Genomic DNA, 26409 nt, shown 5'->3' with positions numbered 1-26409 from the left:
GGTTCAGCTCGCTTCCGAGGTTCGGGTTGCCGGTCGTGGAGTGCCTGCGCCCAGCTCGTCGATCTTCGACGGATCGATGCCGAACGCCAGCGCAAGGTTCTCGGGGCGAAGTACCTCGACCGGACTGCCGTGCATCAGCACCCGCTGTTGGAGCAGGATCGCCTCGTCGCACAGGTCCGGCAGGGCATGCAGATCGTGGGTGGACACGAGAACCGATGCACCGTGTGCTGCGAGCTCGCGCAGCAGTCGGGTAATGGTTGCCTCGGTCTTCTTGTCCACTCCGGCGAAGGGCTCGTCGAGCAAGAGCAACGACGCCTCCTGGGCAATGGCGCGGGCCACGAACGCGCGCTTGCGTTGGCCACCGGAGAGCTGGCCGATCTGGCGGTTCGCGAGATCGGCGAGGTCGACGCGCTGCAGGGCCTCGTCGACGGCGCGCCGATCGGCCGCTCGGGGAGTACGGAGAAGATTCTGCTTTCCGTATCGGCCCATCATCACCACGTCCCGCACGCTGATCGGGAACGTCCAGTCGACCGATTCCGCCTGGGGTACATAGCTGACAGTGCCTGCCTTGCGCGCCTGGGCGGGGTCGCCGCCGAACACGGTGATGGAGCCGGAGTTGGGCTTGACCACGCCCATGACGGCCTTGAACAGCGTCGACTTGCCCGATCCGTTCATGCCGACCAACCCGCACACCCGCCCTGGTGCGAGTGTGAGGCTGGCATCGACGAGAGCCACGACGTCGCGGTATCGCACGTTGACGGTGTCGACCGTCAGCGCTGCTCCGTTCTGGTGCGGGGCCGTGTCGTGCTGCGTCCCAGTCGTCCGGGTCATTGTTCTCCTACCAGTGCGTCGGCGATCAACCGTGCGTCGTAGCGCAGTAGATCCAGGTATGTGGGTACGGGGCCGGCCGCATCGCTCAGTGAGTCGACGTAGAGCTTCCCCCCGAATCGAGCGCCGGTGTCCTCGGCGACCTGCAGCTGCGCCTTGTCCGAGACGGTCGATTCGCAGAACACGGCGGGTACAGCGTTGTCGCGAACGAAATCGATGGTGCGCACCACCTGCTTCGGCGTTCCTTCCTGCTCGGCGTTGACCGGCCACAGGTAGGCCTCCTGCAGGTCGAAGTCACGGGCCAGATAGCCGAATGCACCTTCACAGGTGACGAGTGCACGCTGACGTTCGGGCAGCGCGGAGAGGTCGGCGTCGAGTTCGGTACCGACCTCGCGGAGTTGTCCGACGTACGCGACCGCGTTCGCTCGGTAGTCGTCGGTGTTGGCGGGATCGAGTGCGACGAACGCGTCGGCGATGTTCTTCACGTAGGTCTCGGCGACGAGCGGCGACATCCAGGCGTGTGGGTTGGCCTTTCCCGCGTAGGCATCGTCGCGAATGTAGACCGGCTCCACGTTCGCACTCACCACGGCGTGTGGTGCGGGAACACGTTCGACGAATTTCTCGAACCAGGACTCCAGGCCGAGCCCGTTGTCCAGGATCAGCTCGGCCTGCTCGGCGGTGCGTAGGTCTCCCGGGGTCGGCTCGTAGCCGTGTATCTCGGCACCGGCCTTTGTGATCGATTCCACTCGTAAGTGTTCGCCGGCGACGTTCGCGGCCATGTCGGCAAGGACGGTGAACGTCGTCAGCACTAGCGGTCTGCCGTCGTCGAGTGCCGCCGGATCGTCGTCGCCCACCTCGCGGGCACAGCTGGTCGACGCCACGACCAGGAGGCCGGCCACCACCCAGCTCATGACGACGCGCCGAGTGCGAAATCCACTCGAGCGAAGAAAAAAGTTAGGCACCCCGAAATATTTACCGTGGGGATACCTTTTTGTCCATACCTGCCATCTGCGACACGCCTGGCCGAGAGTGACCGAGCGGCCGTCGGGCCGTAGGCTTCGCGGTGTGCAGAGATGGCGAGGTCTCGACGATGTACCTGCCGACTGGGGTCGGTGCGTGCTCACGATCGGCGTCTTCGACGGCGTCCATCGCGGACACGCGCAACTGATCGGCCGAGCGGTGGCCGCTGCGAAGAAGCGCGGCGTTCCCAGCGTGCTCATGACGTTCGATCCTCACCCGATGGAAGTCGTGCGCCCGGGGAGTCATCCTGCTCAATTGACAACCCTGACGAGGCGAGCCGAGCTCGCCGAAGAACTGGGAATCGACGTGTTCTGTGTCATGCCGTTCACGCCCGAGCTGATGAAACTCACCCCCGACCGATACGTGCACGAGATCCTGATCGAACGCCTGCACGTTGCCGAAGTGGTCGTCGGCGAGAACTTCACCTACGGGAAGAAGGCCCTCGGTACCGTCCCCATGCTGCGCAAGATCGGCGAACGGTCCGGATTCGCAGTCGACGGAGTCAACCTGCTCGCCGAGCATGCCGTGACGTTCTCCTCGACGTACATCAGATCGTGCGTGGACGCCGGTGACGTCACTGCAGCCACGGCCGCGCTCGGGCGACCGCACCGGGTCGAGGGTGTCGTCGTGCACGGAGACGGCCGAGGTCGCCAAATGGGTTATCCGACAGCCAATGTCGCGCCGCCCATGTACTCGGCCATTCCCGCCGACGGCGTCTACGCGGCATGGTTCACCGTGCTCGGGCCGGGTCCGATCATGGGGACGGTCACGCCGGGGGAGCGACATCCTGCCGCCGTGTCGGTGGGCACCAATCCCACGTTCTCGGGTCGCACCAGAACCGTCGAGGCGTTCGTACTCGACGGTGAAGCCGACCTGTACGGGCAGCATGTGGCGGTCGACTTCGTCGAGCGGCTGCGCGGGATGGAGAAATTCGATTCGATGGAGGCGCTCGTGGAGGAAATGGGCCGTGACGCCGACCGTGCCCGCTCCATTCTGGCGGCGAGCACAGCCTGATAGGCTGTCCCCTCGGTGCTCGCTGCGGTCCGTGGCGGCTGTACCGGCTTCGATCCCGCTGGTTCGATCGGCGGGACGCGTTGCTTCCTTTCACGCGGACGTCATTGATCAGGAGTAGTACCAGTGGCATTGACCACCGAACAGAAGAAGGCCGTTCTCGGCGAGTACGGCTTGCACCCCACCGACACGGGCTCGCCCGAGGCGCAGGTTGCAATGCTCACCAAGCGCATCGTCGACTTGACCGAGCACCTCAAGATGCACAAGCACGACCACCACTCCCGCCGCGGCCTGCTGCTGCTGGTCGGACGTCGTCGTCGCCTGCTCAAGTACATCGCGAAGGTCGACGTCACCCGCTACCGCTCGCTCATCGAGCGTCTGGGTCTGCGTCGATAATTCGCATCGACGCGAGGTTGTCACCGATGCATGGTTCGACGCGCCGGTGTACACCCGACTCGCAGCAATAGTGCAGTAGCCAACGAGGCGGTGCTTAGACTGTTCCTCGTTGGCTATCTGTGTTTGTACCGCAAGAACAGTTTCGCCAGCACGAGAAAGCGGATGCACGGCATCCGCACACCGCCGTGTATGCCTGTCACGCCGTGGTGACGGTCTTCGGTAGTGGCCTTTCGGATACGAGATCCGGTGGGCTTCGATCGATGGCCGCCTCCGCGCAGCCGCGTCCCGAGAGAAGATCTCGTCGGATGGACGGCACAGGTATGCCGCCACAGCCAGGAGGGCTCGTGGTGTGTCCACGCGGGCACGGCAAAGACGAGAGGACGAGAACAGAACACATGTCGGAAACCACAACTTTGGACGTCGAAGAAGGCGTCTACGAAGCCACTGCGATCATCGACAACGGCACGTTCGGCAAGCGGACCATCCGCTTCGAGACCGGCCGCCTTGCACAGCAAGCCGCGGGCGCAGTCGCCGCGTACCTCGATGAGGACACCATGCTGCTGTCGGCAACGACCGCAGGCAAGCACCCCCGTGAGGGATTCGATTTCTTCCCGTTGACGGTCGACGTCGAAGAGCGCATGTACGCCGCGGGCCGTATCCCCGGATCGTTCTTCCGCCGTGAGGGCCGTCCGTCCACCGACGCCATCCTCACCTGCCGTCTCATCGACCGGCCGCTGCGTCCGACGTTCGTCGACGGACTACGCAACGAGATCCAGGTCGTCATCACCGTCCTGAGCCTGAACCCCGCCGACCTGTACGACGTCGTCGCGATCAACGCGGCATCGGCCTCGACTCAGATCGCCGGCCTGCCGTTCTCCGGCCCGATCGGTGGCGTCCGCGTCGCACTGATCGACAAGCAGTGGGTCGCCTTCCCGACCAACGAGCAGCTCGAGAAGGCCGTGTTCAACATGGTCGTTGCGGGCCGTATCGTCTCCGGCTCCGGTGCCGACGCAGACGTCGCCATCATGATGGTCGAAGCCGAGGCCACCGAGAACGTCATCGAGCTCATCGAGGGTGGCGCCACCGCACCCAACGAGGCAGTCGTCGCCGAGGGCCTCGAGGCATCGAAGCCCTTCATCGCAGCACTGTGTACCGCGCAGCAGGAGCTCGCGTCCAAGGCCGCCAAGCCCACCGGCGACTACCCGGTCTTCCCGGCGTACCAGACGGACGTCTTCGAGGCCGTCGAGAACGCCGCGAAGATCCCGCTGAACGAGGCACTGACCATTGCGGGCAAGGCCGAGCGCGAGAGCAAGCTCGACGAGGTCAAGGCTCAGGTCATGACGTCCGTCGGAGACAGCTTCGCCGGCCGCGAGAAGGAAATCGGTGCGGCATTCCGCGCACTGACCAAGAAGTCGGTTCGCCAGCGCATCCTCACCGATCACTTCCGCATCGACGGCCGCGGCATCACCGACATCCGGTCGCTGTCCGCCGAGGTCGCGATCATCCCGCGTACCCACGGATCGGCCCTGTTCGAGCGCGGCGAGACCCAGATCCTGGGCGTCACCACCCTCGACATGGTCAAGATGGCGCAGCAGGTCGACTCGCTCGGGCCCGAGACGTCCAAGCGCTACATGCACCATTACAACTTCCCGCCGTACTCCACCGGTGAGACCGGCCGCGTCGGTTCGCCGAAGCGTCGCGAGATCGGCCACGGCGCACTCGCCGAGCGCGCCCTGCTGCCGGTTCTGCCCAGCCAGGCAGAGTTCCCGTACGCCATCCGCCAGGTCTCCGAGGCACTGAGCTCCAACGGCTCGACCTCGATGGGCTCGGTCTGCGCATCGACCCTGTCGCTGCTCAATGCCGGTGTGCCGCTGCGTGCCCCGGTTGCCGGCATCGCCATGGGCCTCGTGTCCGACGAGGTCGACGGCGAGACTCGTTACGTCGCACTCACCGACATCCTCGGTGCCGAGGACGCGTTCGGCGACATGGACTTCAAGGTCGCCGGAACCAAGGACTTCGTCACGGCGCTGCAGCTCGACACCAAGCTCGACGGCATCCCCTCCAAGGTGCTCGCCGGCGCGCTGTCGCAGGCCAAGGATGCTCGCACGACGATCCTCGAGGTCATGGCCGAGGCCATCGACACCCCGGACGAGATGAGCCCGTACGCACCTCGCGTCACCGCGATCAAGGTGCCGGTCGACAAGATCGGCGAGGTCATCGGGCCCAAGGGCAAGATGATCAACTCCATCACCGAGCAGACCGGTGCCAACATTTCGATCGAAGATGACGGCACTGTCTACGTCGGTGCAGCGGACGGCCCGTCCGCTCAGGCCGCGATCGACATGATCAACGCCATCGCGAACCCGCAGCTGCCGAAGGTCGGCGAGCGATTCCTCGGAACCGTCGTCAAGACCACGGCATTCGGTGCATTCGTCTCGCTGCTCCCGGGCCGCGACGGACTGGTGCACATCTCGAAGCTCGGTAACGGCAAGCGCATCAACAAGGTCGAGGACGTCGTGAGCGTCGGATCCAAGTTGCGCGTCGAGATCGCCGATATCGACAACCGCGGCAAGATCAGCCTCGTTCCCGTCGAAGACGACAACGCTGCTGCTCCCGCCGACGCTCCCGAGGCACCCGCCGAGGTCAGCGCTGAGTAAGAAGCAACCGAGCCGAACGGTACGTCCCCTCGGGACGTACCGTTCGGCCGTTCCAGAGAGCACCGGCATGGATACGGGCGTGCAGCGCACGACTCTGCCCGGAGGTCTTCGGGTCGTCACCGAATTCGTGCCCGGGGTTCGCTCGGCCTCGGTCGGCGTGTGGGTCGGAGTCGGATCGCGGGACGAGCAACCTAGTGTTGCCGGAGCCGCGCACTTCCTCGAGCATCTGCTGTTCAAGTCGACTCCCACGCGCAGTGCGCTCGAGATCGCCCAGGTGATGGACGGTGTCGGGGGAGAGCTGAACGCGTTCACCTCCAAGGAGAGCACCTGCTTCTACGCCCACGTGCTCGACGAGGACGTGGCAATGGCCATCGACCTGGTCAGTGACGTCGTGCTTCGTGGTCGGTGCCGCTCGGCCGATGTGGACGTCGAGCGGCAGGTGGTTCTCGAAGAGATCTCCATGCGCGACGACGATCCCGAGGATCTGCTGGGAGATGCCTTCCTGGAAGCGATGTTCGGTGATCACCCCATCGGGCGTCCGATCATCGGATCCGTCGAATCCATCGAATCGATGACCCGTTCCCAACTGCACTCGTTTCACGTTCGCCGCTACACCCCGCAGCGCATGGTCGTTGCGGTCGCGGGCAACGTCGATCACAAGCAGATCGTCTCGCTCGTGCGCCGCGCATTCTCCGGCCATCTGGAGAAGGGTGTGCGACCGGCCGAAAGACGAGGTGGCACAGCGCGATTGCGCAACGCTCCCACGTTGAGCCTGACCACCCGTGACAGTGAGCAGGCGCATCTGTGCCTGGGCGTGCGGGCGTTCGGTCGACACGAAGGGCATCGCTGGGCGTTGTCGGTGCTCAATTCGGCTGTGGGCGGCGGGCTCAGTTCTCGCTTGTTCCAGGAGATCCGGGAAGAGCGAGGCTTGGCTTATTCGGTGTACTCCTCGGTGGACACGTTTGCCGACAGCGGTGCGTTCTCGGTGTATGCGGGATGCCAGCCGGAGAATCTGGGCGAGGTCACCACGGTGATTCGTGAGGTCTTGGCCAAGGTTGCGGCCGAGGGCATCACCGATGCGGAGTGTGCTCGCGCGAAGGGCTCGTTGCGCGGCGGACTGGTTCTGGGCTTGGAAGACTCGGGTTCCCGGATGAACCGTATCGGTCGCAGCGAACTGAACTACGGCAATCACCGCGACGTCACCGACACGCTCTCGCGCATCGACAGCGTCGGCAACGACGAGGTGCGCGAGGTCGCCGCCGTATTGCTCGATCGTCCGTTCGGTGCCGCGGTGGTCGGTCCGTACAAGAACGCTCGTCAGTTGCCGGCATCGGTCAAGTCTCTGGTTCGATAGCGTCGGCGATCACGTCGCGCACTGCGCAGCGGATCAGTCCCGGCACCGCCGAGGTGTCGTTGATCGGCTCGAACGCTCGGGTGGAGTGGAGCGCCGCAATTCCGTGCACGGAGGTCCACAGTCTCAATGCTGTGAACTGTGGATTCTCCGGCGCGACGGCACCGACCGACTCGATCAGTGCATCGAACAGCGGGCGTGAGGTATCGCGAAGATCCTCACCCGAACCCTCGAGCATGTCGTGTCGAAAGATCAGCGCGAACATCGCCGGTCGGTCCACTGCGAACTCCACGTACGCGTGTGCCATCGCATCGAGAGCGCCCAGGGGCGAATCCGACTGCAATGAAGCCTCTTTCATTTTCCCGCCGAGATCGACGAGACCGACCTCGGCCACGGCTGCAGCGAGAGCGTTCAGCGTCGGGAAGTATCGCCGAGGGGCACCGTGCGACACCCCTGCCTCTCTGGTTACCGCTCTGATGGTCAACCCATCCAGCCCATCGCGGTCGAGCAATTGCACACCTGTGCCGACCAATCGTGTCCTGAGGTTGTCTGGCACGTAGACATTGTCTACTCTCGGCCGTGACGTCGTCCAGCCGAGAGGATCGATCGATGTGGTACCTGCTCTTCAAATATGTGTTGATCGGTCCGATTCTCCGCGTTCTCGGACGTCCGTCGGTGGTCGGTGGAGACAATCTCCCGACGACGGGACCGGTGATCATCGCCGGCAACCACCTCACCGTCGTCGACTCGTTCTTTCTCGTCCTCCTGGTTCGTCGCCGGGTCACGTTCATCGCCAAGAGCGAGTACTTCACCGGCCGGGGAATCAAGGGCGCGGCGCTTCGTTGGTTCTACAGCGCGACAGGTCAGGTTCCCGTCGACCGCAGCGGGGCAGACGCGTCGGCTCCGGCGCTCCAGGCCGCGAAAAGCATTCTGCGACAACGGAAGGTGTGGGCGGTGTACCCGGAAGGGACGCGATCTCCCGACGGCCGGTTGTACAAGGGCAAGACCGGGCTGGCGAGAGTGGCGATCGAGACCGGAGCGCCCGTCGTGCCGGTGGTGATGCACGGGACGCTCGGGGTCAATCCGGTGGGCTCGAGGATCTGGCGGCCGGGCAAGGTGCGCATGGTCGTCGGCGAACCATTGGATTTCACGAGATACGCAGGGGGAGAGAACAGTAAAGCCATTCTGCGGGCGATCACCGATGAGGTGATGACTGCGCTGGCGAACCTGTCGGGGCAGGAATACGTCGACGTGTACGCCGCGACGGTCAAGGACGCGGCATGAGAAGCTCGGACGTGCTGGCACGGGGCAGAACAGTCCTCATCACCGGCGTCGGTCGGAGGGAGGGAATCGGTTTCGCCATCACCCGCCGGCTGTTGCGTGACGACAGCACACGCGTTTTCGCGCACTCGTGCGACGGCTACGACGTCACCGAGCCATGGGGGGTCGGCACACCGGGAGCACAGGAGGTCTTGGCCGAGTTGTCCACCGCTACCGACAGGCTCGGCCACCTCGACATCGATTTCGTCGATCCGGCGGCACCGGCGACTCTGTTCGACGCGGCCGAATCCACGTTCGGCAGCATCGATTCTCTGGTGGTCAACCACGCCCGATCACAACTGGGAGAGCTGGCGACGTTGACCGCAGAAGCGCTCGATCTGACGTGGGCGGTGAACGTACGAGCATCTCTGCTTTTGGTGCAGGAGTTCGCGCGGCGCTACGAGAATCATCCCGACGGTGGTCGCGTCGTACTGTTCACCTCTGGTCAGGACCAGGGGCCCATGCCGACCGAAATTCCCTACGCGGTGAGCAAAGGTGCCATCGCGTCGATCACCCCGACTTTGGCCGATTCGGTGATCGAGCGAGGCATCACGGTGAACACGATCAATCCGGGTCCCACCGATACCGGCTGGGCCAGCGCTGATGTGAACGAATTCGTAGAACGCCACATGCCGCGCGGTCGGTGGAACTCGCCCGAGGAGGCTGCGGCCGTCGTGGCGATGTTGCTCTCGCCCGATTCGGGTTCGATCACCGGTCAGGTCATCGGTGCCGAAGGCGGATTCCGACGCTTCACGCCGTGATGGCGGCCGGTTCGTCGGTCACAACTTCTTCTTGCCCAGCAACAACTTCCAGGGCACCAAGGCCGATTCGAGCTGTACCGACAGGCTCATCTTGGATTCGCCCTCGCTACGCTCCTCGAACGTGATCGGCACCTCGGCGAGAGCGAGGCCGTGCTTGACGGTTCGGTAGTTCATCTCGACCTGGAACGCGTACCCGTTGCTCTCGACCGACGCCACATCGATGGTGCGCAGAGTGCGCGCGTGCCACGCTTTGAATCCTGCCGTCGCGTCCTTGACACCGAGTCGCAGGATCGTATTGACGTAGAAGTTCGCCCAGGCCGACAGCGCCTTGCGGTGCCAGGGCCAATCTGCGGCAACGGCACCGCCGGGAACGTATCGCGATCCGAGAACCACGGCCGCATCGGTGGTGTTCAGCTTGTCGATCATCGCCGGGATCACCTCGGTGGGGTGCGAGAGATCGGCGTCCATCTGGATCACGATGTCCGCGCCTTCGTCGAGAGCCCGCGTCATACCCGCGACGTATGCACGGCCGAGTCCGTTCTTCTCGGTGCGGTGGAGAACACTGATGTCGAGAGGGCCGTCGATGGCCAATTTATCGGCGATGTCGCCGGTACCGTCGGGCGAATTGTCGTCGACCACCAGCACCCCGAGCCCCTCGATCTTCAACCCAGCCAGCAGCTCGACGAGCTTGGGGAGGTTCTCTCGTTCGTTGTACGTCGGTACAACGACGGTGGTCTTCGGGGCGACTCGTTCCGTACTCACCACCGTATGATCCGTGATCAGGGGTCCCGATCCAAATATCGGACATGATCGGCCGTGTCGGTTCGGCGTTTCAGCCCTCTGTCGAACCCTCGATCGTCCATCGACGAGTTGCGTCGACGAACATTCCGTCGCGCAGTATCGGAACGCAGCCAGTCGAGCCGGTCTCGGCGGCGATCACCACGTCCTCGGGATGCCCCATCGCGGTCAATTCCTGTCCGGACGCGCATCGCAGCAGCTCGGAGGCCAGACCCTGCTTCACGGCCCGCCAGGCCGCTGCTGCCGCCACCGCCTCCGCAGACGCGTCGGCGGCTCCGGAATCGAGAAGTTCGGCGATGACCGCACCCGCACCCCACAGGTCCTCGACTGCGGGACGCAGTGATGCGTCGGGCCACCGTTCGCCGGACGCTATGACGGCAATCACGGCGGTCGGGTTCTCGGCACGTATCCACTTCGCGACCGCCGCCGCATTTCTCAACGATGCGCCCACGCACAGCCCGGCCCGGCTCGCGAGTTCGTGCGAGATGGTGGAGCCGTTGGGTGATGGCAACACCAGACGGGCGGGTGGTGGAGTATTTCGGATACTGGCCGGGCACAGGCTGATCCGGCCCGGTGAGCCCACCGAACGGCCGACGGCGAGGACTGCGTCGAACTCCTCGGCCAGCTGCGAGGCTCGGTCGTCGCGCCATCGGCACGGAATCACGTCGATACCCGCATCGATCGCCACCGTCAGCGTCGTCGTGAACGACAGAACGTCGACGATCACGGCGATGTCCGCCCCGTCGACGATTGCATCGGCCCCCGAGAGACCCCACTCGAATCGGACTCCGTGCGCGCGCTGGGACAGTCCGGGATCGACAGGCATTGCCGAACGGTAGCAAAGCAGGCGATGGTGCTACCTTCGGCGCGTAATCGAGTGGGGGAGCCGAGGATGCAGTCGGAGCTGGATACGAAGGTGATCGTCCTCGCGGCCGGTCTTCTGTTGCTGTGGGCTCTGGGGTTGGGGGTGCTGAAATATCGCCAGATGTCGACCTCGGCGGACGGGACGGCGCATCGATACGTCGACATCGCCCATCGAGCGGCGCTGATGTACTCGTTCGCCGCGCTGGTGCTGGCAGTCCTGGCGCACTTCAGTGCCTGGTCGGTTCCGGTCGATCTGACCGCCGCATCGGTGGTGTTGCTGTTCTTCGTGGGTGCGATCGCCGGATACACCGTGCACGGTATTCGGCGTGACACCGAGAACCAGTTCGTCCACCCGGTCGCGGGAACGCACGTGTTCATGGTGGCGCTGATCATCGGCGAAATCGGAGGAACTGCAGTATTGGTGATCGGCTTCGCAGTTGGGCAGTTCGGTACGAGCTGAGGCCCGTGTGACGGCAGCTACTACCGGGGGTCGAGGTAGAGCTCTGCGGTCTCGGTGGCGACCGCAGAGACTGCGGCGGCGAGTTCGGGCTCCAGGTCGAGGGCCCGGGTGAGCCTCTCGCCGCGAAGGCCCTGTGTCCGAAGGAGCTCCCAGGCCTGCTCGACGAGCCGAACCGAGGTGGGATGATCCAATTCGGGGCGGTTCGACCGCAGTGCTGTTGCAGCCCAATCGGCGTCGAACGTCCCGTTGGGCGGTCCGAACACGCGCTCACCCGATGAATAGCTCTTCGGCTCCATGCTCCGACGCTAGCAGGATCGACGGCCGGCGCAATCGTGACCGAATTGCGTCGAAGCAGCACTACCGAACCGAGCGGTTTCTTCGATACCGTGCGGGGATGAACGACGGCCGCCGCTCCGCCCCGGTTGCGTCCCCGGTCGTCGGATCTCTTCTGGTTGTTCTGCTCGCGGGCTGCTCCGGTGGTGACGTGACACCTCGAGTCGACGAGGTCTCGGCGAGCACCAACTACACCACGGTCACGGGTTCCGTGGTGGTCGGAGATCCGTTCGCTGTTCCGGGTCCCAGCGCACCTTCAACCGCCGTGATTCCCCCTGTGGCCGAGCTTCCCCCGAGTCTCGACGGGGCCAGTTACCCGGAAATATCGCCGGTCGGAGTCACCGATGTCGTGTTCGGGGGGTCGTCGGCCGTCGAATATCGGCTGGCAGGCAACGGTCCGGTGTCGTACACCGTGAGGTACGTCGACGAGGCGGTCCGGTATGCCACGAGTGAGCCTGTGGCGGTGCCCGGAAAGTCCGTACTGCAGGTCGATCTGTCGGGCACGTCGACGGAGTCCGATGACAGCGTCTCGGCCTACGCCGGGCCGGAACGAACTCGCAACGATGCAGGTTCCGCCGTGGTCTCGGTCGACTTTCTGGCCGATCCCGGCGGAATCTCGCAATCGTTCATCGGTGTGGGTACCGATCGACCCGAGTTCACGGTGACCACCACGAAAAGTCCCGCCGCGGTGATCGTCACCATCGGATCCTGATCGACACTGCGAACGTCGAATGCACGTTCGCCCTGGCAGTTTCGGCCCCTCCTCCTCGACCGCGCGGTAGCATCGCCGGTGTGTCCGACGCCACTGCGAGAGAGAATCGACCTGCTCGTGTGCGGGTGCTGGTCTACAGCAGCAACGCCGAGACTCGCGCTCAGGTGAAGTCTGCAGTGGGAACCCGACCGAATCCGGCGCTCGGCGAGATCGACTACGTGGACGTCGCTACGGCGGCCGTCGTCATCGAGCACATGGATGCGGGCGGAGTCGATTTGGCCATCCTCGACGGTGAGTCCTCGCCCGTCGGAGGCCTCGGCTTGGCGAAGCAGCTCAAGGACGAGATCGACCCGTGCCCGCCGGTGCTGGTGCTCATCGGGCGCCCCGACGACAGGTGGTTGGCAGACTGGTCACGCGCCGAGGCTGCCGTTCCCCACCCCGTAGATCCGATCAGGCTGGGACGTGCAGTGGTGGCTCTGCTGGGGCAGCGCTCGGCGAGCGTGGCATCGGGCATGCAGCCGTAATCAGGCCGATACGGCCGTGTCTGTGGAAGCGGGCACCTTCAGCACGAAGCGATGGATCAGTCCGGCGAGTACCGCTCCGAGAACGGGAAAGATCACGAACACCCATAGCTGAGACAGGGCGGGTCCGCCTGCGACCAGGGCAGGACCGAAGGATCGAGCCGGGTTCACCGACGTCGAATCGATACCGATGCCGAGCAAGTGCAGGACCGTGAGGGTCAAGCCGATCGGAATTCCCGCTGCCAGCGCAGGATGGACCGAGCGCGCCGTGGTTGCCAAGACGACCAGGACGAGAGTGGCTGTGGCGATCGTCTCGAACACTGCGACCGAGACCAAGTCGTATTCTCCCGGCGACGAACCGGCGAAACCGTTGGTGCCCAGACTGTCCGAGGACAGCGAATACCCCGGGCGGCCCGAGGCGAGCGCCAGTACGACCAATGCGCCGATCAATGCGCCGACGGCTTGAGCAACGATGTAGAACGCTGCAGTGATCGGGGTGATCGCGCGGGCGATCAGTGCCCCTACTGTCACGGCCGGGTTGATGTGGCAGCCGGAGATCGGGCCGATCGCGTAGACGAGGGCGAGCAAGGTGAGCCCGAATGCCAGTGCGATGCCTGGCGTCCCCACGGTGTCGCCCGCGATGACGGCAGTGCCGACACCGAAAATGACCAACAGGGCAGTGCCGAGTCCCTCGGCGCCGAGCGCTGAGATGGAAATCGACTTCATCGTCTCTCCTTCGTTTTGGCGGCGGCCCGGGTCGGGCGGCCGGAAATGTTCGGAGATTGGTCGTCACCCGCGACATGGACCGCATGTGAATGACAAGTGATATGAATCACAGCCGTGAGCCGGGTTCTGGGGCGGGTGACCCATGCGCGTCAACGCTTTACGAAATTGGACTGCTCGAAATCCCGCGAGATCCGTACCGAACCCATACTGTGTGTTTCAGGTCACATTGGTACGGTCGTCGCATTTACCTCGCGTCGGCGCGGACGTCGATCGAGGGAGCGGATGCCCGAATGAACGCCTACGTTCCGATTCTCGTTCTCGGTGTCATTGCGATCGTGTTCGCGGTGTTCTCGGTGATGGTCGGCACCATGGTGGGGCCCGCGCGATACAACCGCGCCAAATTCGACGCCTACGAATGCGGCATCGAGCCGACGATGCATGCGCCTACGGGCCAACGATTTCCAGTGAAGTTCTACTTGACCGCGATGCTGTTCATCATCTTCGACATCGAGATCGTCTTTCTCTATCCGTGGGCCGTCCACCTCGACGTATTGGGAGCATTCGGGCTCGTCGCCATGGCGCTGTTCGTCGTCAACGTGTCGGTCGCCTACGTCTACGAGTGGCGGCGAGGCGGACTCGGTTGGGACTGATTCGTCGAAGAACGCTGACCTGTTGTCCATAGTGCGAAAGCGAAAGAGCGTGATCGATGGGACTCGAAGAAAAGCTACCCAGTGGATTTCTGTTGACCACCGTCGAAGGGTTGGCCGGATACGCCCGTAAGGGTTCGCTGTGGCCGGCTACATTCGGTCTCGCGTGCTGCGCGATCGAGATGATGGCTACCACGTCCGGTCGGTTCGACCTCGCCCGATTCGGCATGGAAGCGTTTCGTGCGTCTCCGCGCCAAGCGGATCTGATGATCGTGGCGGGGCGCGTCAGCCAGAAGATGGGTCCGGTGCTGCGGCAGGTGTACGACCAGATGGCCGAACCCAAATGGGTCCTGGCCATGGGGGTCTGCGCGTCCTCGGGCGGAATGTTCAACAATTACGCGGTGGTGCAAGGCGTCGACCACATCGTTCCCGTCGACATCTATCTGCCGGGTTGCCCGCCTCGGCCTGAGATGTTGCTCAACGCAATCCTCGAGCTGCACAAGAAGATTCAGCAAATGCCGCTCGGCGTCAACCGCGAGCAGGTGCGCGCGGCAGCCGAAGCCGCGGCGCTGTCGTCCACCCCGACGATCGATCTCAAAGGGCTGCTGCGATGACCGCGCACGGACCCCGCGGGATGTTCGGTGTCCAGGGCACCGGTGACACATCCGGTTACGGCCGACTGCAGCCGCCGGTGGCAGCGATCGACACCGCCGTGCGGCCCTATGGCGGCTATTTCGATGCTTTGGTCGACCGGCTGGCTGCAGTTCTCGAAGCCGGTGTTGTGTCGTACGAGGATGCCGTCGAACGCGTGGTGACCCATCGGGGCGAGTTGACGCTGCATCTTGCGCGACAGCACGTCTGCGCGGTGGCCCGTGCGCTGCGCGACGACGACGAGCTGCGATTCGAATTGTGCACGGGCGCATCGGGTGTGCACTATCCGGATCAGATCGGTCGTGAATTGCATGCGGTGTATCACCTTGTCTCCATCACACACGGACGTCGCCTGCGACTCGAAGTTGCCGTGCCCGATGCGGATCCACACACGCCCTCGCTGTGCGGGGTGTATCCCACCAACGACTGGCACGAACGCGAGGTCTACGACTTCTTCGGCATCGTGTTCGACGGTCACCCTGCACTGACGCGTATCGAGATGCCCGACGACTGGGTCGGTCACCCGCAACGCAAGGATTATCCGCTGGGCGGAATCCCCATCGAGTACAAGGGCGCTCGGGTCGCGCCCCCGAACGAGCGCAGGTCGTACAACTGATGAGCGCAACAGACGAAACCATCTATGCGGTGTCGGGCCAGGACTGGGACGACGTCGTCGAACTGGCGCGTGGGTCCTGCACCGAACGGATCGTGGTGAACATGGGTCCGCAACACCCGTCCACCCACGGGGTACTGCGGTTGATTCTCGAGATCGAGGGCGAGACCGTCACCGAGGCTCGATGCGGGATCGGATACCTGCACACCGGAATCGAGAAGAACCTCGAGTATCGCAACTGGACCCAGGGCGTCACGTTCGTCACCCGCATGGACTACTTGTCGCCGTTCTTCAACGAAACGGCGTACTGCCTCGGCGTGGAGAAGCTGCTCGACATCACCGACGACATTCCCGAGCGCGCGACGGTGATCCGAGTGATGCTGATGGAGCTGAATCGAATTTCGTCCCACTTGGTTGCATTGGCAACGGGCGGAATGGAATTGGGTGCCGTTACCGCGATGCTGTTCGGCTTCCGTGAGCGAGAGCTGATCCTCGACGTCTTCGAGGCCATCACCGGGCTTCGGATGAATCACGCTTACATCCGTCCTGGAGGGCTGTCTCAGGATCTCCCGGACGATGCGATCGAGAAGGTGCGCGAGCTTCTCAGGGTGCTGCCCGGACGCCTTCGAGATCTCGAACTCATGCTCAACGACAACCCGATCTGGAAGGCCAGAACCGAGAACGTCGGCTACCTGGACCTCACCGGATGCATGGCTCTCGGCGTCACCGGCCCGGTGCTTCGATCGACCGGACTGCCCTACGATCTGCGCCGGTCCGATCCCTACTGCGGATACGAGAGCTACGAGTTCGACGTGGTGACCGACACCGGAAGTGACTGTTACGGGCGCTATCTGATCCGGGTGGAGGAGATGAAGGAGTCACTCAAGATCGTCGAACAGACCCTCGATCGCTTGCGTCCGGGACCAGTCGTCATCGACGACAAGAAGATCGCCTGGCCTGCCGATCTGGTCTCGGGACCCGATGGCCTGGGCAACTCGCAGGATCACGTGCGTACCATCATGAACACCTCGATGGAATCGCTGATCCACCACTTCAAACTGGTGACCGAGGGGATGCGAGTCCCGGCGGGGCAGGTGCTGTCAACGGTGGAATCACCGCGAGGTGAGCTGGGCGTCCACATCGTCAGCGACGGCGGATCACGGCCGTACCGAGTGCATTTCAGAGATCCGTCCTTCACCAATCTGCAGGCAGTGGCCGCGATGTGCGAGGGCGGCATGATCTCCGACGTCATCGCTGCGGTCGCCAGTATCGACCCGGTGATGGGTGGGGTGGACCGATGACTGCGCAGCCGCACTCGGAGCCGGTTCTGATTCAACTCGGAGCCCGCCCGGACGAGGCGGTGCAACTGGCCGGGCCGGGTGCGCGAAGCTCGTATCCCGCCGCGGTGCTCGCCCGGCTGCGTGCCGACGCCGAGATCGTTGTCGCACGCTATCCGCAGGCAAGATCGGCACTGCTGCCGTTGTTGCACCTCGTGCAATCCGAGGACGGCTATCTCACCCCCGCCGGAATCGAATTCTGTTCCGACTTACTCGAACTCACCGGTGCGGAGGTCGCGGCCGTCGCGACGTTCTACTCGATGTACCGCCGCGAGCCCACGGGGACGTACCGCGTCGGCGTGTGCACCAATACCCTCTGCGCCGTCATGGGCGGCGACGCCATCATGGACACCCTGCGCGACCACCTCGACGTCGACCACGGCGAGACGACCGCCGACGGCACCATCACTCTCGAGCACATCGAATGCAACGCCGCGTGCGACTACGCACCGGTGATGATGGTCAATTGGGAGTTCTTCGACAACAGCACCCCGTCGTCTGCGCGGGATCTGGTCGATGCACTTCGATCCGGTGCCCCGGTCACCCCGACGCGTGGAGCACCACTGTGCACGTTCCGTGAGACCGAACGAATTCTCGCCGGATTTCCCGACGACCGCCGCGGGGCGGTCGAATCGTCCGGTAGCGCAGGCGAAGCCACTCTCTCCGGCCTGCGGTACGCGCAAGAGCACGCGATGTCTGCTCCCGAGGCCGTATCGCGACCGGACGACGGGCACCCCGATGTCGAGACCCCCGATGTCGGAGCCGAAGCAGCGGAGACAGTGCGAGACAAGCCCGCACCGGCACCCTCGGCCACCGTGCCACCACAGCCGAACACCACCGAGACCGATCCATCGACGAAGGGGGAGTGACATGGCCCTGACGCCGGTCTTGAGCGAGTTCTGGGACGAGAAGGACTCGTGGACTCTCGATACCTACCGAAGTCACGACGGATACGCGGGGCTCGAGAAGGCCATTGCGATGGACCCCGACGACCTCATCGCCTTCGTCAAGGAATCCGGCCTACGTGGCCGGGGTGGTGCGGGCTTTCCGACCGGAACGAAGTGGAGCTTCATCCCCCAGAATGACGGCAAAGAGCACTATCTGGTGGTCAATGCCGACGAGTCCGAGCCGGGTACCTGCAAGGACATGCCGCTGCTGATGGCGAGTCCGCATACGCTGATCGAGGGAATAGTCATCGCCGCGTACGCAATTCGCGCATCGCACGCCTTCGTGTACGTCCGAGGTGAAGTGGTGCCGGTGCTACGCAGGCTGCAGGCCGCGGTCGCCGAGGCCTACGCGGCGGGCTATCTGGGGAAGGGCGTTCTCGGATCGAGTTTCGACCTCGAGTTGGTGATCCACGCCGGGGCGGGTGCGTACATCTGCGGCGAGGAGACAGCCCTGCTCGATTCGTTGGAGGGTCGGCGGGGGCAACCTCGGCTGCGGCCACCGTTCCCCGCAGTGGCGGGCCTGTACGCGCGCCCGACCGTGGTGAACAACGTCGAATCGATTGCCAGCGTTCCAGTGATCCTGCGCAAGGGAATCGAGTGGTTCCGGTCGATGGGTAGCGAAAAGTCACCCGGATTCACGCTGTATTCCATCTCGGGCCACGTCTGCCGTCCTGGCCAGTACGAGGCGCCGTTGGGGATCACGCTGCGGGAGTTGCTCGGCTACGCGGGCGGGATCAGACCGGGACAAGAATTGAAGTTCTGGACGCCGGGAGGATCCTCGACGCCGATGTTCACCAGCGACCATCTCGATGTCCCACTCGACTACGAAGGCGTCGGTGCCGCCGGATCGATGTTGGGTACCAAAGCACTGCAGATCTTCGACGACACGACATGTGTGGTGCGAGCGGTGTTGCGGTGGACCGAGTTCTACGCACACGAATCCTGCGGCAAATGCACACCGTGCCGGGAGGGGACCTACTGGCTGGTGCAGATACTTCGACGTCTCGACGGTGGTACCGGCACCGAGGGCGACCTGGCCACTCTTCTCGACATCGCGGACGGCATCGCCGGAAAGTCCTTCTGCGCGTTGGGAGACGGTGCCGCCAGTCCGATCGTGTCCTCACTGAAGTACTTCCGCGACGAATACATCCGTCACGTCACCGAGCAGGGATGCCCGTTCGACCCGCACCGATCGACCCTGATGGCAGAGGAGCTGACGTCATGACTGCACAGCCTGAGCAGTCGGTCACGCGAGTGGAGATCGTGACATTGACCATCGACGACCACGAGATCAGTGTTCCCAAGGGCACATTGGTGATTCGCGCTGCCGAGTTGATGGGAGTGCAGATACCGCGCTTCTGCGATCATCCGCTGCTCGATCCTGTGGGTGCCTGCCGGCAATGTCTGGTCGATGTCGAGGGGCAGCGCAAGCCGTTGGCGTCCTGTACGACGACGGTGGCCGACGGCATGGTCGTGCGCACGCAGGTGACGTCGGAGGCGGCGAACAAGGCGCAACGAGGCGTGATGGAACTCTTGCTCATCAACCACCCCCTCGATTGCCCGGTGTGCGACAAGGGCGGTGAATGTCCTCTGCAGAACCAGGCAATGGCTGCGGGCCGCACCGAGTCCAGGTTCACCGAGACCAAACGTACCTATCCCAAGCCGATTCCGCTGTCGGCCGAGGTTCTGCTGGATCGAGAACGCTGTGTGCTGTGCGCTCGGTGCACTCGCTTCGCGGCCCAGGTTGCCGGAGATCCGTCCATCGAGTTGCTCGAACGAGGTGCGGTGCAGCAGGTGGGCATCTTCGGTAACGAACCGTTCGATTCCTACTTCTCGGGAAATACGGTCCAGATCTGCCCGGTGGGGGCACTGACGAACACCGAGTATCGGTTCCGGGCCCGACCCTACGACCTGACCTCGTCGCCGAGCGTGTGCGAGCACTGTGCAGGCGGCTGCGCTCAACGTACCGACCACCGACGCGGCAAGGTTCTTCGACGTCTGGCGGGAGACGATCCTCAGGTCAACGAGGAATGGAACTGTGACAAGGGCCGCTGGGCGTTCCATTACGCCTCCGAGCCGGACCGCATCACCGCACCGATGATCCGGGACGAGTCGGGCGCGTTGATAGAGACGTCGTGGTCGGCCGCACTGGCCGCCGCAGCAACCGGATTGGCCGCGTCCGTCGGTCGTGCGGCGGTACTCGTGGGCGGAAGATCGACCCTCGAAGACTCCTACGCGTACGCCAAATTCGCTCGAACGGTACTGCACACCAACGATATCGACTTTCGCAACCGTACCCACAGCGCAGAGGAAGCGGACTTCCTGGCCGGTCGTATCGCAGGGACCGGGTTGGGAGTCACCTATACCGACCTCGAGAACGCCCCCGTGGTGGTGTTGGTCGGCTTCGAGCCCGAGGAAGAATCGCCACTGGTGTTCCTGAGACTGCGCAAGGCGCACCGTACTCGGGGCCTGGTGGTGGCTTCGGTCGCACCCTTGGCAAGTCGAGGTCTACGCAAACTCGATGGTGTTCTGCTGCAATCGCTTCCAGGCGACGAGCCGCACTGGCTCGACGCATTGCACGTCGGCGATCGAGGCACCGAATCGATTGCCCAACTCCTCCGCGAGCCAGGTTCGATCGTTCTCGTCGGAGAGCGGCTCGGCGGAGTCTCCGGCGGACTGTCCGCAGCGTCGAAGTTGGCCGACGACACCGGAGCGACGTTGGCGTGGATTCCGCGGCGAGCGGGAGAACGCGGCGCGCTCGACGCGGGCGCGCTGCCGAATGTGTTGCCGGGCGGGCGGCCGGTCGCCGATGCGTCGGCGCGCGCCGAGGTGGCAGCCGTGTGGGGAGTGGCCGAACTTCCCGCTGACGTGGGTCGCGATACCGCCGCGATACTGGCGGATGCCGGTCCCGATCGCGCTCTGATCACTGCTGGTATCGATCCGGACGATCTACCCGATCCGCGCGGTGCACTCGATGCGGTGGACCGCTCGGCGTTCGTGGTCAGTCTCGAACTTCGACACAGCGCGGTCACCGAGCGCGCCGATGTGGTGTTCCCGGTGGCACCGGTGGTCGACAAACAGGGAACCTTCGTGGACTGGGAGGGAAGACCACGAGCATTCGACACTGCACTCGGGGCAGGCGCGGTACTGCCCGATCAGCGCGTTCTCGATGCCATCGCCGAACAGATGGGGGTCGAGCTGTCGCTGCCCGACGCGGTTGCAGCGCGCAATGAGCTGGCTCGTTTCGGTGGCTGGAACGGATCGCGGATCGCCGTGGCCCGAGTGAGTCCGCGCGCGGAAACGCCGTCGCTCGAGCCCGGGGAGGCGATTCTGGCCACGTGGCGGATGCTCATCGATTCTGGTCGGATGCAGGACGGCGAGGTCGATCTCGCGAAGACCGGTCGCCCGCCCGCGGTCCGACTGTCCGCGGCGACTGCGTCGACGATCGAAGCGGAGGCCGGTGACTGGGTGAGTGTCGAGACGGACGGTGGCTCGATCACGTTGCCGCTGGAAGTCACCGATCTACCCGACAACGTGGTGTGGGTACCGATGAATTCGCCCGGTTCCTCGGTGTACCGCTCACTCGGCACAGAGTCGGGTGCGGTGGTCAGGCTTCGCAGGGCACAGCCTGAGGAACGACCCGAGGGTGAGGCATCGTGATCGTCTCCGCGCCGACCGATCTGTCGATGTTCGGCACCGACCCGTGGTGGTTGGTGATCGGCAAGGCCCTGGCGGTCTTCGTATTCTTGGTTCTCACACCGCTCGTTGCGATCTATGCCGAACGCAAGATCATGGCGTGGATGCAGATGCGCGTCGGGCCCAATCGGGTAGGCCCGTGGGGACTGTTGCAGTCGCTGATGGACGGGATCAAGCTTGCACTGAAGGAGGGAATCACTCCGACGGGCGTCGACAAGCCGATTTACATTCTGGCTCCGATCATTTCGGTGGTCCCTGCCTTCATGGCCTTCGCGGTGATTCCGTTCGGGCCCGAGGTGTCGGTGTTCGGCACCACGACTCCGCTGCAGATGACAGACCTGCCGGTGGGGGTTCTGTACATCCTCGCGGTCACTTCGGTGGGTGTGTACGGAATCGTCCTTGCCGGCTGGGCGTCGAATTCGACGTATCCATTGCTGGGCGCACTGCGTTCGACGGCGCAGGTCATTTCCTACGAGGTTGCTATGGGCCTGTCGTTCGCTGCGGTATTCCTGTACGCGGGGACCATGTCGACCTCCGGAATCGTTGCGGCGCAACAGGACACCTGGTACGTCTTCTTGCTCTTGCCGTCGTTCCTGGTGTACGTGACGGCGATGGTCGGTGAAACCAATCGCGCGCCCTTCGACCTGCCCGAGGCCGAAGGGGAATTGGTGGGCGGGTTCCACACCGAGTACTCCTCCTTGCGCTTCGCGATGTTCATGCTGGCCGAGTACATCAACATGGTCACGGTGTCGGCGCTCGCGACAACGTTGTTCCTGGGCGGCTGGCGAGCTCCGATTCCGTTGAGTCTGTGGAGCGGTGCCAATTCCGGATGGTGGCCGGTGCTGTGGTTCGTCGCCAAGGTGTGGGTGTTCCTGTTCATCTTCATCTGGTTGCGGTCGACGTTGCCGAGGTTGCGTTACGACCAATTCATGAACTTCGGCTGGAAGATTCTCATTCCCGTCGCGCTGATCTGGGTGATGGTGATCGCGACGGTGCGGGTACTCGGGGCCGGTAGGTACGACGTGCCTCTGGTCACGTTCGTCGCGTCGATGATCTTCGCGGTCGCCGTGCTGGGTTCTCTGCTGCTCATGCTGCGAAAGCGCGCACGTATCCGGAACGTTCCGCCTCCGCCGCCCACCGAAGAATTCGATGCTGCGGCAGGCGGATTCCCCATTCCTCCCATCCTCGAGCAGGGCACAACGATTGCGAGCCGGCACGCCGGAGCGCGGTCACACCCGGCCCGGTCACAGAAGGAGAACGCCGATGCCTGAATTCCTCGGTCCCATCGCCGGATTCGGCGTCACCTTCGCCACGATGTTCAAGAAACCCGAGACCGAGCTGTATCCGGAGGAGAAGAAGCCGACCGAGGTTCGCTACCACGGTCGGCATCAGCTCAACAGATACGCCGACGGCCTGGAGAAGTGCATCGGCTGCGAGCTCTGCGCGTGGGCCTGTCCGGCCGACGCGATCTACGTCGAAGGAGCCGACAACACCGAGACCGAGCGATTCTCGCCGGGCGAGCGATACGGCGGGGTCTATCAGATCAACTATCTTCGGTGCATCGGCTGCGGATTGTGTGTGGAGGCCTGCCCCACAAGGGCTCTGACGATGACCAACGAATACGAACTCGCCGGTGACAACCGAGCAGACCTGATCTACGAGAAGGATTCGCTCCTGGCACCGCTGGAGCCGGACATGGTGGCACCACCGCACGCGATGGCACCGGGGCGTTCGGCCGAGGACTACTACCGCGGCACCGTGACCGGTGCCGAGAGCGAGGCCGAAACCGATCGCGGTCCGGTTCGATGACTGCCACAGTGCAGCTCGCCCTCGAGGCAACCTCAACCGGTGAGGCAGTGCAATTCTGGACCCTCGGTGTAGTCGCGGTCCTCGGTGCTCTCGGTGTGGTGATGAGCACGAAAGCTGTCTACTCTGCACTGTTTCTCGCCGCCACCATGGTGGTGCTCGCGACCTTTTATATGGCGCAGGGGGCGCTGTTTCTCGGTGTCGTGCAGATCGTCGTCTACACCGGCGCAGTGATGATGCTGTTCCTGTTCGTCCTGATGCTCGTCGGGGTCGACACCTCGGAGTCCTTGACCGAGACATTGCGAGGGCACCGTATCGCGGCCGTCGTCATCGGAATCGGCTTCGGGCTGTTGATCATCGGGGTATTGCTGCGCGACTCGGCACGCGCCGGTCGACTGGATTTCGTCGGGCTCGACGCGGCCAACTCCACAGGAAACGTCGAAGGCCTGGCCGAGCTGATCTTCGTCGAGTACGTATGGGCATTCGAGCTGACCGGAGCGCTGTTGATCACTGCCACCATCGGTGCGATGATCCTGGCGCACCGGGAGGCCCTGGGTCCGGTGAAGGGTCAGCGAGAGATGTCGCAGGACCGGTTCCGTGACGGCTCCAGGGTGACACCGTTGCCGAGTCCCGGTGTGTTCGCTCGTCACAACGGCGTCGATCGCCGCGCTCTGCTACCGGACGGAAGCGAGTCGGAGTCGTCCGTCAATGCTCTGTTCGCCGATCGACGGAGCCAGTACAAGGTGGACGGGGGTGACGCGCGATGAATCCCGAGAACTACCTCTATCTGTCGGTTCTGCTGTTCACGATCGGCGCGGCGGGAGTCATCGTCAGACGCAACGCCATCATCGTGTTCATGTGCATCGAATTGATGCTCAACGCAGTCAATCTCGCGTTCGTCACGTTCTCCCGCATGCACGGCAATCTCGACGGCCAGTTGTTCGCGTTCTTCACCATGGTGGTCGCTGCTGCCGAGGTGGTGGTGGGCCTGGCGATCATCATGGCCATCTTCCGTTCTCGTCGCTCGATCTCGATGGACGAGAACTCTCTGATGAAGAACTGACGGGGGAGCAGAAACGATGTCGATCCTGTGGCTTCTTCCGGGTCTGCCGGCGTTCGGTGCGGCCGTCCTGCTGCTCGGTGGCCGGCGCTGCAACCCGTGGGGGCACCTGGCTGCGACGGCTGCAGCGGTGTCGTCGTTCTTGGTGGCAGCACTGGTGTTCGCCTCGATGCTCGGGCGTGACGGGCCGAACCGAGCGATCACCGAGACTCTGTTCCGCTGGGTTCCCGTCGACGAATTGCAGGTCGACTTCGGACTCCGCGCCGATCAGCTGTCGATCTGCTTCGTCCTGTTGATCACCGGAGTCGGGTCGCTCATTCATGTGTACTCGATCGGATACATGAGCCACGACGCGGAGCGTCGGCGCTTCTTCGCGTACCTCAATCTGTTTCTCGCCGCCATGCTGCTGCTGGTGCTGTCCGACAACTTCCTCGGCCTGTATCTGGGGTGGGAGGGCGTCGGCCTCGCGTCGTACCTGCTCATCGGATTCTGGCAGCACAAGCCGTCGGCAGCCTCGGCAGCTCGAAAAGCGTTCGTGGTCAACCGCGTCGGCGATATCGGCCTGGCGATCGCCCTGATGATCATGTTCGTGAACTTCGGATCGGTGCAATACGACGTGGTGTTCGCCGGAATCGGGGATGCGAGTGAATCGGTGGCCACCGCGATGGCGCTGATGTTGCTGCTGGCCGCCTGCGGAAAGTCGGCGCAGGTGCCGCTGCAATCGTGGCTCGGCGACGCGATGGAGGGACCCACTCCTGTCTCCGCACTGATTCACGCGGCGACGATGGTGACCGCCGGGGTGTATCTCATCGTCCGATCCGGACCGGTGTTCGAGGCGTCGCCAGCCGCCCGCGCAGCGACCGTCACGGTCGGCGCGGTGACGTTGCTGTTCGGTGCCGTGATCGGTTGTGCGAAGGACGACATCAAGAAGGCGCTCGCGGCCTCGACGATGAGTCAGATCGGGTACATGGTGCTCGCAGCCGGACTCGGCCCGTCCGGCTATGCCTTCGCCATCGTGCTGTTGCTCTCGCACGGGTTCTTCAAGGCAGGACTGTTCCTGGGGGCCGGCTCGGTGATGCACGCGATGAACGACGAGACCGACATGCGACGGTTCGGCGGGCTCCGGGCCGCGATGCCGATCACGTTCGTCACGTTCGGTCTCGGCTACCTCGCCATCATCGGAGTTCCTCCGTTCTCCGGCTTCTTCGCCAAGGATCCGATCATCGAGATCGCATTTGCGGCCGGGGGAGCGACAGGTGTGGTGCTGGGCTGCGTGACGTTGCTCGGTGCGGGTCTGACCGCGTTCTACATGACTCGGGTGATGCTGATGACGTTCTTCGGCCCGAAACGGTGGGCAGCGCAGGCACATCCGCACGAGGCGTCGGCGACGATGACGGCCCCGATGGTTCTGTTGGCCGTCGGCTCGGTGGCATCGGGAGCCTTCCTCGCGGTGGGTGGACGCCTCGAGACGTGGCTGGAACCGGTGGTGGGATCGGCGCACGAGGAGCACGCGATACCTGCCTGGGTCGTCACGGTCGCAGTTCTGGGAGTCGTACTCGTGGGCGCAGGCGTCGCTTACCGGAAGTACATCGCTCGCGACGTTCCCCCGACTCCACCCGAGGACGTATCGGTGCTGACCAGAGCGGCACGCGCCGATCTGTACGGCGACGCCTTCAACGAGGCCGCCTTCATGCGACCGGGTCAAAAGCTTACGAACACTATGGTATTCGCCGACAAGGCGGGTATCGACGCGGTCGTGGATGGGGTGGGGAGATCGATCGGCGGAGTGTCGAGTCGGTCCAGGCGGCTGCAAACCGGTTTCGTGCGGTCCTATGCGTTGGCGATGTTCGCCGGGGCCGTTCTCGTCGTGCTGATGGTGGTGGTCCTGTGACGT

The 26409-nt window shown here is 64.0% G+C and carries 28 protein-coding genes; 21 read left to right on the top strand and 7 right to left on the bottom strand.

Annotated features, from left to right (window positions below; genetic code table 11):
* Positions 1-3 precede the first annotated feature (3 nt).
* Both QM797_RS10420 and QM797_RS10415 read right to left on the bottom strand, forming a co-directional pair.
* Entirely contained in the window at positions 4-831 is an 828-nt protein-coding gene (locus tag QM797_RS10420) for a metal ABC transporter ATP-binding protein (RefSeq protein WP_283275475.1), read from the bottom strand.
* Complete coding sequence (locus QM797_RS10415; RefSeq protein ID WP_283275473.1) at positions 828-1739, bottom strand: metal ABC transporter substrate-binding protein; 912 nt, start codon at positions 1737-1739, stop codon at positions 828-830. The genes QM797_RS10420 and QM797_RS10415 overlap by 4 nt, the downstream gene beginning before the upstream one ends.
* A 154-nt stretch (positions 1740-1893) precedes the next feature.
* Here QM797_RS10415 and QM797_RS10410 point away from each other — a divergent pair, with 154 nt between their 5' ends.
* From QM797_RS10410 to QM797_RS10395, 4 genes are all read left to right on the top strand, one after another.
* Positions 1894-2862: a bifunctional riboflavin kinase/FAD synthetase gene (locus tag QM797_RS10410; protein ID WP_283275472.1), complete on the top strand. Its 969-nt coding sequence runs from the start codon at positions 1894-1896 to the stop codon at positions 2860-2862.
* A 123-nt stretch (positions 2863-2985) separates the two neighbouring features.
* Positions 2986-3255, top strand: a complete 270-nt coding sequence (rpsO, locus tag QM797_RS10405; protein WP_027496764.1) for a 30S ribosomal protein S15 — start codon at positions 2986-2988, stop codon at positions 3253-3255.
* Between the two features lie 395 nt (positions 3256-3650).
* Positions 3651-5912 (top strand): polyribonucleotide nucleotidyltransferase, encoded by a 2262-nt coding sequence (locus QM797_RS10400; RefSeq protein ID WP_283275465.1) that lies wholly within the window; start codon positions 3651-3653, stop codon positions 5910-5912.
* Between the two features lie 67 nt (positions 5913-5979).
* The gene (locus tag QM797_RS10395; protein ID WP_283275464.1) at positions 5980-7266 is read left to right on the top strand and encodes a M16 family metallopeptidase; all 1287 of its coding nucleotides are present in this window, start codon (positions 5980-5982) and stop codon (positions 7264-7266) included.
* On the opposite strand, the gene QM797_RS10390 is transcribed toward QM797_RS10395, so the two are convergent.
* On the bottom strand, positions 7247-7819 hold the full coding sequence (locus QM797_RS10390; protein WP_283275463.1) for a TetR/AcrR family transcriptional regulator: 573 nt from the start codon (positions 7817-7819) through the stop codon (positions 7247-7249). The genes QM797_RS10395 and QM797_RS10390 overlap by 20 nt on opposite strands.
* 53 nt (positions 7820-7872) lie before the next feature.
* On the opposite strand from QM797_RS10390, the gene QM797_RS10385 reads away from it, so the two are divergent.
* Together QM797_RS10385 and QM797_RS10380 are read left to right on the top strand one after the other, a co-directional pair.
* Complete coding sequence (locus QM797_RS10385) at positions 7873-8547, top strand: lysophospholipid acyltransferase family protein (protein WP_283275792.1); 675 nt, start codon at positions 7873-7875, stop codon at positions 8545-8547.
* Positions 8544-9344, top strand: coding sequence for an SDR family oxidoreductase (locus QM797_RS10380; protein ID WP_283275461.1), 801 nt, complete (start codon positions 8544-8546; stop codon positions 9342-9344). The genes QM797_RS10385 and QM797_RS10380 overlap by 4 nt, the downstream gene beginning before the upstream one ends.
* An 18-nt stretch (positions 9345-9362) precedes the next feature.
* On the opposite strand, the gene QM797_RS10375 is transcribed toward QM797_RS10380, so the two are convergent.
* Positions 9363-10106 carry a polyprenol monophosphomannose synthase gene (locus QM797_RS10375; RefSeq protein WP_283275460.1) on the bottom strand — a complete coding sequence of 248 codons (744 nt, stop codon included), beginning with the start codon at positions 10104-10106 and terminating at the stop codon, positions 9363-9365.
* A gap of 70 nt (positions 10107-10176) precedes the next feature.
* Positions 10177-10968: a 2-phosphosulfolactate phosphatase gene (locus QM797_RS10370; RefSeq protein ID WP_283275458.1), complete on the bottom strand. Its 792-nt coding sequence runs from the start codon at positions 10966-10968 to the stop codon at positions 10177-10179.
* Between the two features lie 66 nt (positions 10969-11034).
* Between QM797_RS10370 and QM797_RS10365 the strand changes: the two genes are divergently transcribed.
* On the top strand, positions 11035-11466 hold the full coding sequence (locus QM797_RS10365; RefSeq protein ID WP_283275457.1) for a hypothetical protein: 432 nt from the start codon (positions 11035-11037) through the stop codon (positions 11464-11466).
* A 20-nt stretch (positions 11467-11486) separates the two neighbouring features.
* Here the strand turns inward: QM797_RS10365 and QM797_RS10360 are convergent, their stop codons facing one another.
* A complete protein-coding gene (locus tag QM797_RS10360) occupies positions 11487-11762 on the bottom strand; it encodes a hypothetical protein (RefSeq protein WP_283275455.1) in 276 nt (91 codons plus the stop codon).
* 98 nt (positions 11763-11860) lie between these two features.
* Here QM797_RS10360 and QM797_RS10355 point away from each other — a divergent pair, with 98 nt between their 5' ends.
* A complete protein-coding gene (locus QM797_RS10355; protein ID WP_283275454.1) occupies positions 11861-12511 on the top strand; it encodes an AMIN-like domain-containing (lipo)protein in 651 nt (216 codons plus the stop codon).
* Between the two features lie 80 nt (positions 12512-12591).
* A complete protein-coding gene (locus QM797_RS10350; protein ID WP_283275453.1) occupies positions 12592-13035 on the top strand; it encodes an Rv3143 family two-component system response regulator in 444 nt (147 codons plus the stop codon).
* Here QM797_RS10350 and QM797_RS10345 read toward each other — a convergent pair whose 3' ends face one another.
* Positions 13036-13758: an aquaporin gene (locus tag QM797_RS10345; protein WP_283275452.1), complete on the bottom strand. Its 723-nt coding sequence runs from the start codon at positions 13756-13758 to the stop codon at positions 13036-13038.
* A gap of 290 nt (positions 13759-14048) precedes the next feature.
* On the opposite strand from QM797_RS10345, the gene QM797_RS10340 reads away from it, so the two are divergent.
* Genes QM797_RS10340 through nuoL form a run of 12 tightly spaced genes read left to right on the top strand, consistent with a single transcriptional unit; the run spans position 14049 to position 26406 of the window.
* Entirely contained in the window at positions 14049-14408 is a 360-nt protein-coding gene (locus QM797_RS10340) for an NADH-quinone oxidoreductase subunit A (RefSeq protein WP_057477794.1), read from the top strand.
* Positions 14409-14464: 56 nt separating this feature from the next.
* Complete coding sequence (locus QM797_RS10335) at positions 14465-15019, top strand: NuoB/complex I 20 kDa subunit family protein (RefSeq protein WP_057477673.1); 555 nt, start codon at positions 14465-14467, stop codon at positions 15017-15019.
* Positions 15016-15672: an NADH-quinone oxidoreductase subunit C gene (locus QM797_RS10330; RefSeq protein ID WP_283275451.1), complete on the top strand. Its 657-nt coding sequence runs from the start codon at positions 15016-15018 to the stop codon at positions 15670-15672. The genes QM797_RS10335 and QM797_RS10330 overlap by 4 nt, the downstream gene beginning before the upstream one ends.
* Entirely contained in the window at positions 15672-16970 is a 1299-nt protein-coding gene (nuoD, locus tag QM797_RS10325; protein ID WP_283275450.1) for an NADH dehydrogenase (quinone) subunit D, read from the top strand. The genes QM797_RS10330 and nuoD overlap by 1 nt, the downstream gene beginning before the upstream one ends.
* On the top strand, positions 16967-17875 hold the full coding sequence (gene nuoE, locus QM797_RS10320) for an NADH-quinone oxidoreductase subunit NuoE (RefSeq protein WP_283275448.1): 909 nt from the start codon (positions 16967-16969) through the stop codon (positions 17873-17875). Before nuoD ends, nuoE begins: the two co-directional genes overlap by 4 nt.
* A gap of 1 nt (position 17876) precedes the next feature.
* Positions 17877-19178, top strand: a complete 1302-nt coding sequence (gene nuoF / locus QM797_RS10315) for an NADH-quinone oxidoreductase subunit NuoF (RefSeq protein ID WP_283275447.1) — start codon at positions 17877-17879, stop codon at positions 19176-19178.
* Positions 19175-21613, top strand: a complete 2439-nt coding sequence (locus QM797_RS10310) for an NADH-quinone oxidoreductase subunit G (RefSeq protein WP_283275446.1) — start codon at positions 19175-19177, stop codon at positions 21611-21613. The genes nuoF and QM797_RS10310 overlap by 4 nt, the downstream gene beginning before the upstream one ends.
* Complete coding sequence (gene nuoH, locus QM797_RS10305; RefSeq protein WP_502942322.1) at positions 21607-22920, top strand: NADH-quinone oxidoreductase subunit NuoH; 1314 nt, start codon at positions 21607-21609, stop codon at positions 22918-22920. Before QM797_RS10310 ends, nuoH begins: the two co-directional genes overlap by 7 nt.
* Positions 22913-23458 carry an NADH-quinone oxidoreductase subunit NuoI gene (gene nuoI / locus QM797_RS10300; protein WP_057477678.1) on the top strand — a complete coding sequence of 182 codons (546 nt, stop codon included), beginning with the start codon at positions 22913-22915 and terminating at the stop codon, positions 23456-23458. Before nuoH ends, nuoI begins: the two co-directional genes overlap by 8 nt.
* Positions 23455-24222, top strand: coding sequence for an NADH-quinone oxidoreductase subunit J (locus tag QM797_RS10295; protein ID WP_283275445.1), 768 nt, complete (start codon positions 23455-23457; stop codon positions 24220-24222). The genes nuoI and QM797_RS10295 overlap by 4 nt, the downstream gene beginning before the upstream one ends.
* Positions 24219-24518, top strand: a complete 300-nt coding sequence (gene nuoK, locus QM797_RS10290) for an NADH-quinone oxidoreductase subunit NuoK (protein WP_008717020.1) — start codon at positions 24219-24221, stop codon at positions 24516-24518. The genes QM797_RS10295 and nuoK overlap by 4 nt, the downstream gene beginning before the upstream one ends.
* Before the next feature lie 16 nt (positions 24519-24534).
* Positions 24535-26406: an NADH-quinone oxidoreductase subunit L gene (gene nuoL, locus QM797_RS10285; RefSeq protein WP_283275444.1), complete on the top strand. Its 1872-nt coding sequence runs from the start codon at positions 24535-24537 to the stop codon at positions 26404-26406.
* The last annotated feature ends 3 nt before the right edge of the window (positions 26407-26409 follow it).

The organism is Rhodococcus sp. IEGM 1381 (assembly GCF_030056795.1).
GTDB lineage: Bacteria > Actinomycetota > Actinomycetes > Mycobacteriales > Mycobacteriaceae > Rhodococcoides.
Note: the sequence above shows the minus strand (reverse complement) of the source record. Positions and strands in the feature narration are given on the sequence as shown.

Coding starts and splice junctions, on each gene's coding strand:
- QM797_RS10340 (WP_057477794.1), top strand. CDS start 14,049: ATGAACGCCTACGTTCCGATTCTCGTTCTCGGTGTCATTGCGATCGTG.
- nuoF (WP_283275447.1), top strand. CDS start 17,877: ATGGCCCTGACGCCGGTCTTGAGCGAGTTCTGGGACGAGAAGGACTCG.
- QM797_RS10415 (WP_283275473.1), bottom strand. CDS start 1,739: ATGAGCTGGGTGGTGGCCGGCCTCCTGGTCGTGGCGTCGACCAGCTGT.
- QM797_RS10420 (WP_283275475.1), bottom strand. CDS start 831: ATGACCCGGACGACTGGGACGCAGCACGACACGGCCCCGCACCAGAAC.
- QM797_RS10395 (WP_283275464.1), top strand. CDS start 5,980: ATGGATACGGGCGTGCAGCGCACGACTCTGCCCGGAGGTCTTCGGGTC.
- QM797_RS10355 (WP_283275454.1), top strand. CDS start 11,861: ATGAACGACGGCCGCCGCTCCGCCCCGGTTGCGTCCCCGGTCGTCGGA.
- nuoI (WP_057477678.1), top strand. CDS start 22,913: ATGCCTGAATTCCTCGGTCCCATCGCCGGATTCGGCGTCACCTTCGCC.
- QM797_RS10385 (WP_283275792.1), top strand. CDS start 7,873: ATGTGGTACCTGCTCTTCAAATATGTGTTGATCGGTCCGATTCTCCGC.
- nuoL (WP_283275444.1), top strand. CDS start 24,535: ATGTCGATCCTGTGGCTTCTTCCGGGTCTGCCGGCGTTCGGTGCGGCC.
- QM797_RS10370 (WP_283275458.1), bottom strand. CDS start 10,968: ATGCCTGTCGATCCCGGACTGTCCCAGCGCGCGCACGGAGTCCGATTC.
- QM797_RS10380 (WP_283275461.1), top strand. CDS start 8,544: ATGAGAAGCTCGGACGTGCTGGCACGGGGCAGAACAGTCCTCATCACC.
- nuoE (WP_283275448.1), top strand. CDS start 16,967: ATGACTGCGCAGCCGCACTCGGAGCCGGTTCTGATTCAACTCGGAGCC.
- QM797_RS10365 (WP_283275457.1), top strand. CDS start 11,035: ATGCAGTCGGAGCTGGATACGAAGGTGATCGTCCTCGCGGCCGGTCTT.
- QM797_RS10310 (WP_283275446.1), top strand. CDS start 19,175: ATGACTGCACAGCCTGAGCAGTCGGTCACGCGAGTGGAGATCGTGACA.
- QM797_RS10335 (WP_057477673.1), top strand. CDS start 14,465: ATGGGACTCGAAGAAAAGCTACCCAGTGGATTTCTGTTGACCACCGTC.
- QM797_RS10360 (WP_283275455.1), bottom strand. CDS start 11,762: ATGGAGCCGAAGAGCTATTCATCGGGTGAGCGCGTGTTCGGACCGCCC.
- nuoK (WP_008717020.1), top strand. CDS start 24,219: ATGAATCCCGAGAACTACCTCTATCTGTCGGTTCTGCTGTTCACGATC.
- QM797_RS10400 (WP_283275465.1), top strand. CDS start 3,651: ATGTCGGAAACCACAACTTTGGACGTCGAAGAAGGCGTCTACGAAGCC.
- QM797_RS10295 (WP_283275445.1), top strand. CDS start 23,455: ATGACTGCCACAGTGCAGCTCGCCCTCGAGGCAACCTCAACCGGTGAG.
- QM797_RS10345 (WP_283275452.1), bottom strand. CDS start 13,758: ATGAAGTCGATTTCCATCTCAGCGCTCGGCGCCGAGGGACTCGGCACT.
- nuoD (WP_283275450.1), top strand. CDS start 15,672: ATGAGCGCAACAGACGAAACCATCTATGCGGTGTCGGGCCAGGACTGG.
- QM797_RS10330 (WP_283275451.1), top strand. CDS start 15,016: ATGACCGCGCACGGACCCCGCGGGATGTTCGGTGTCCAGGGCACCGGT.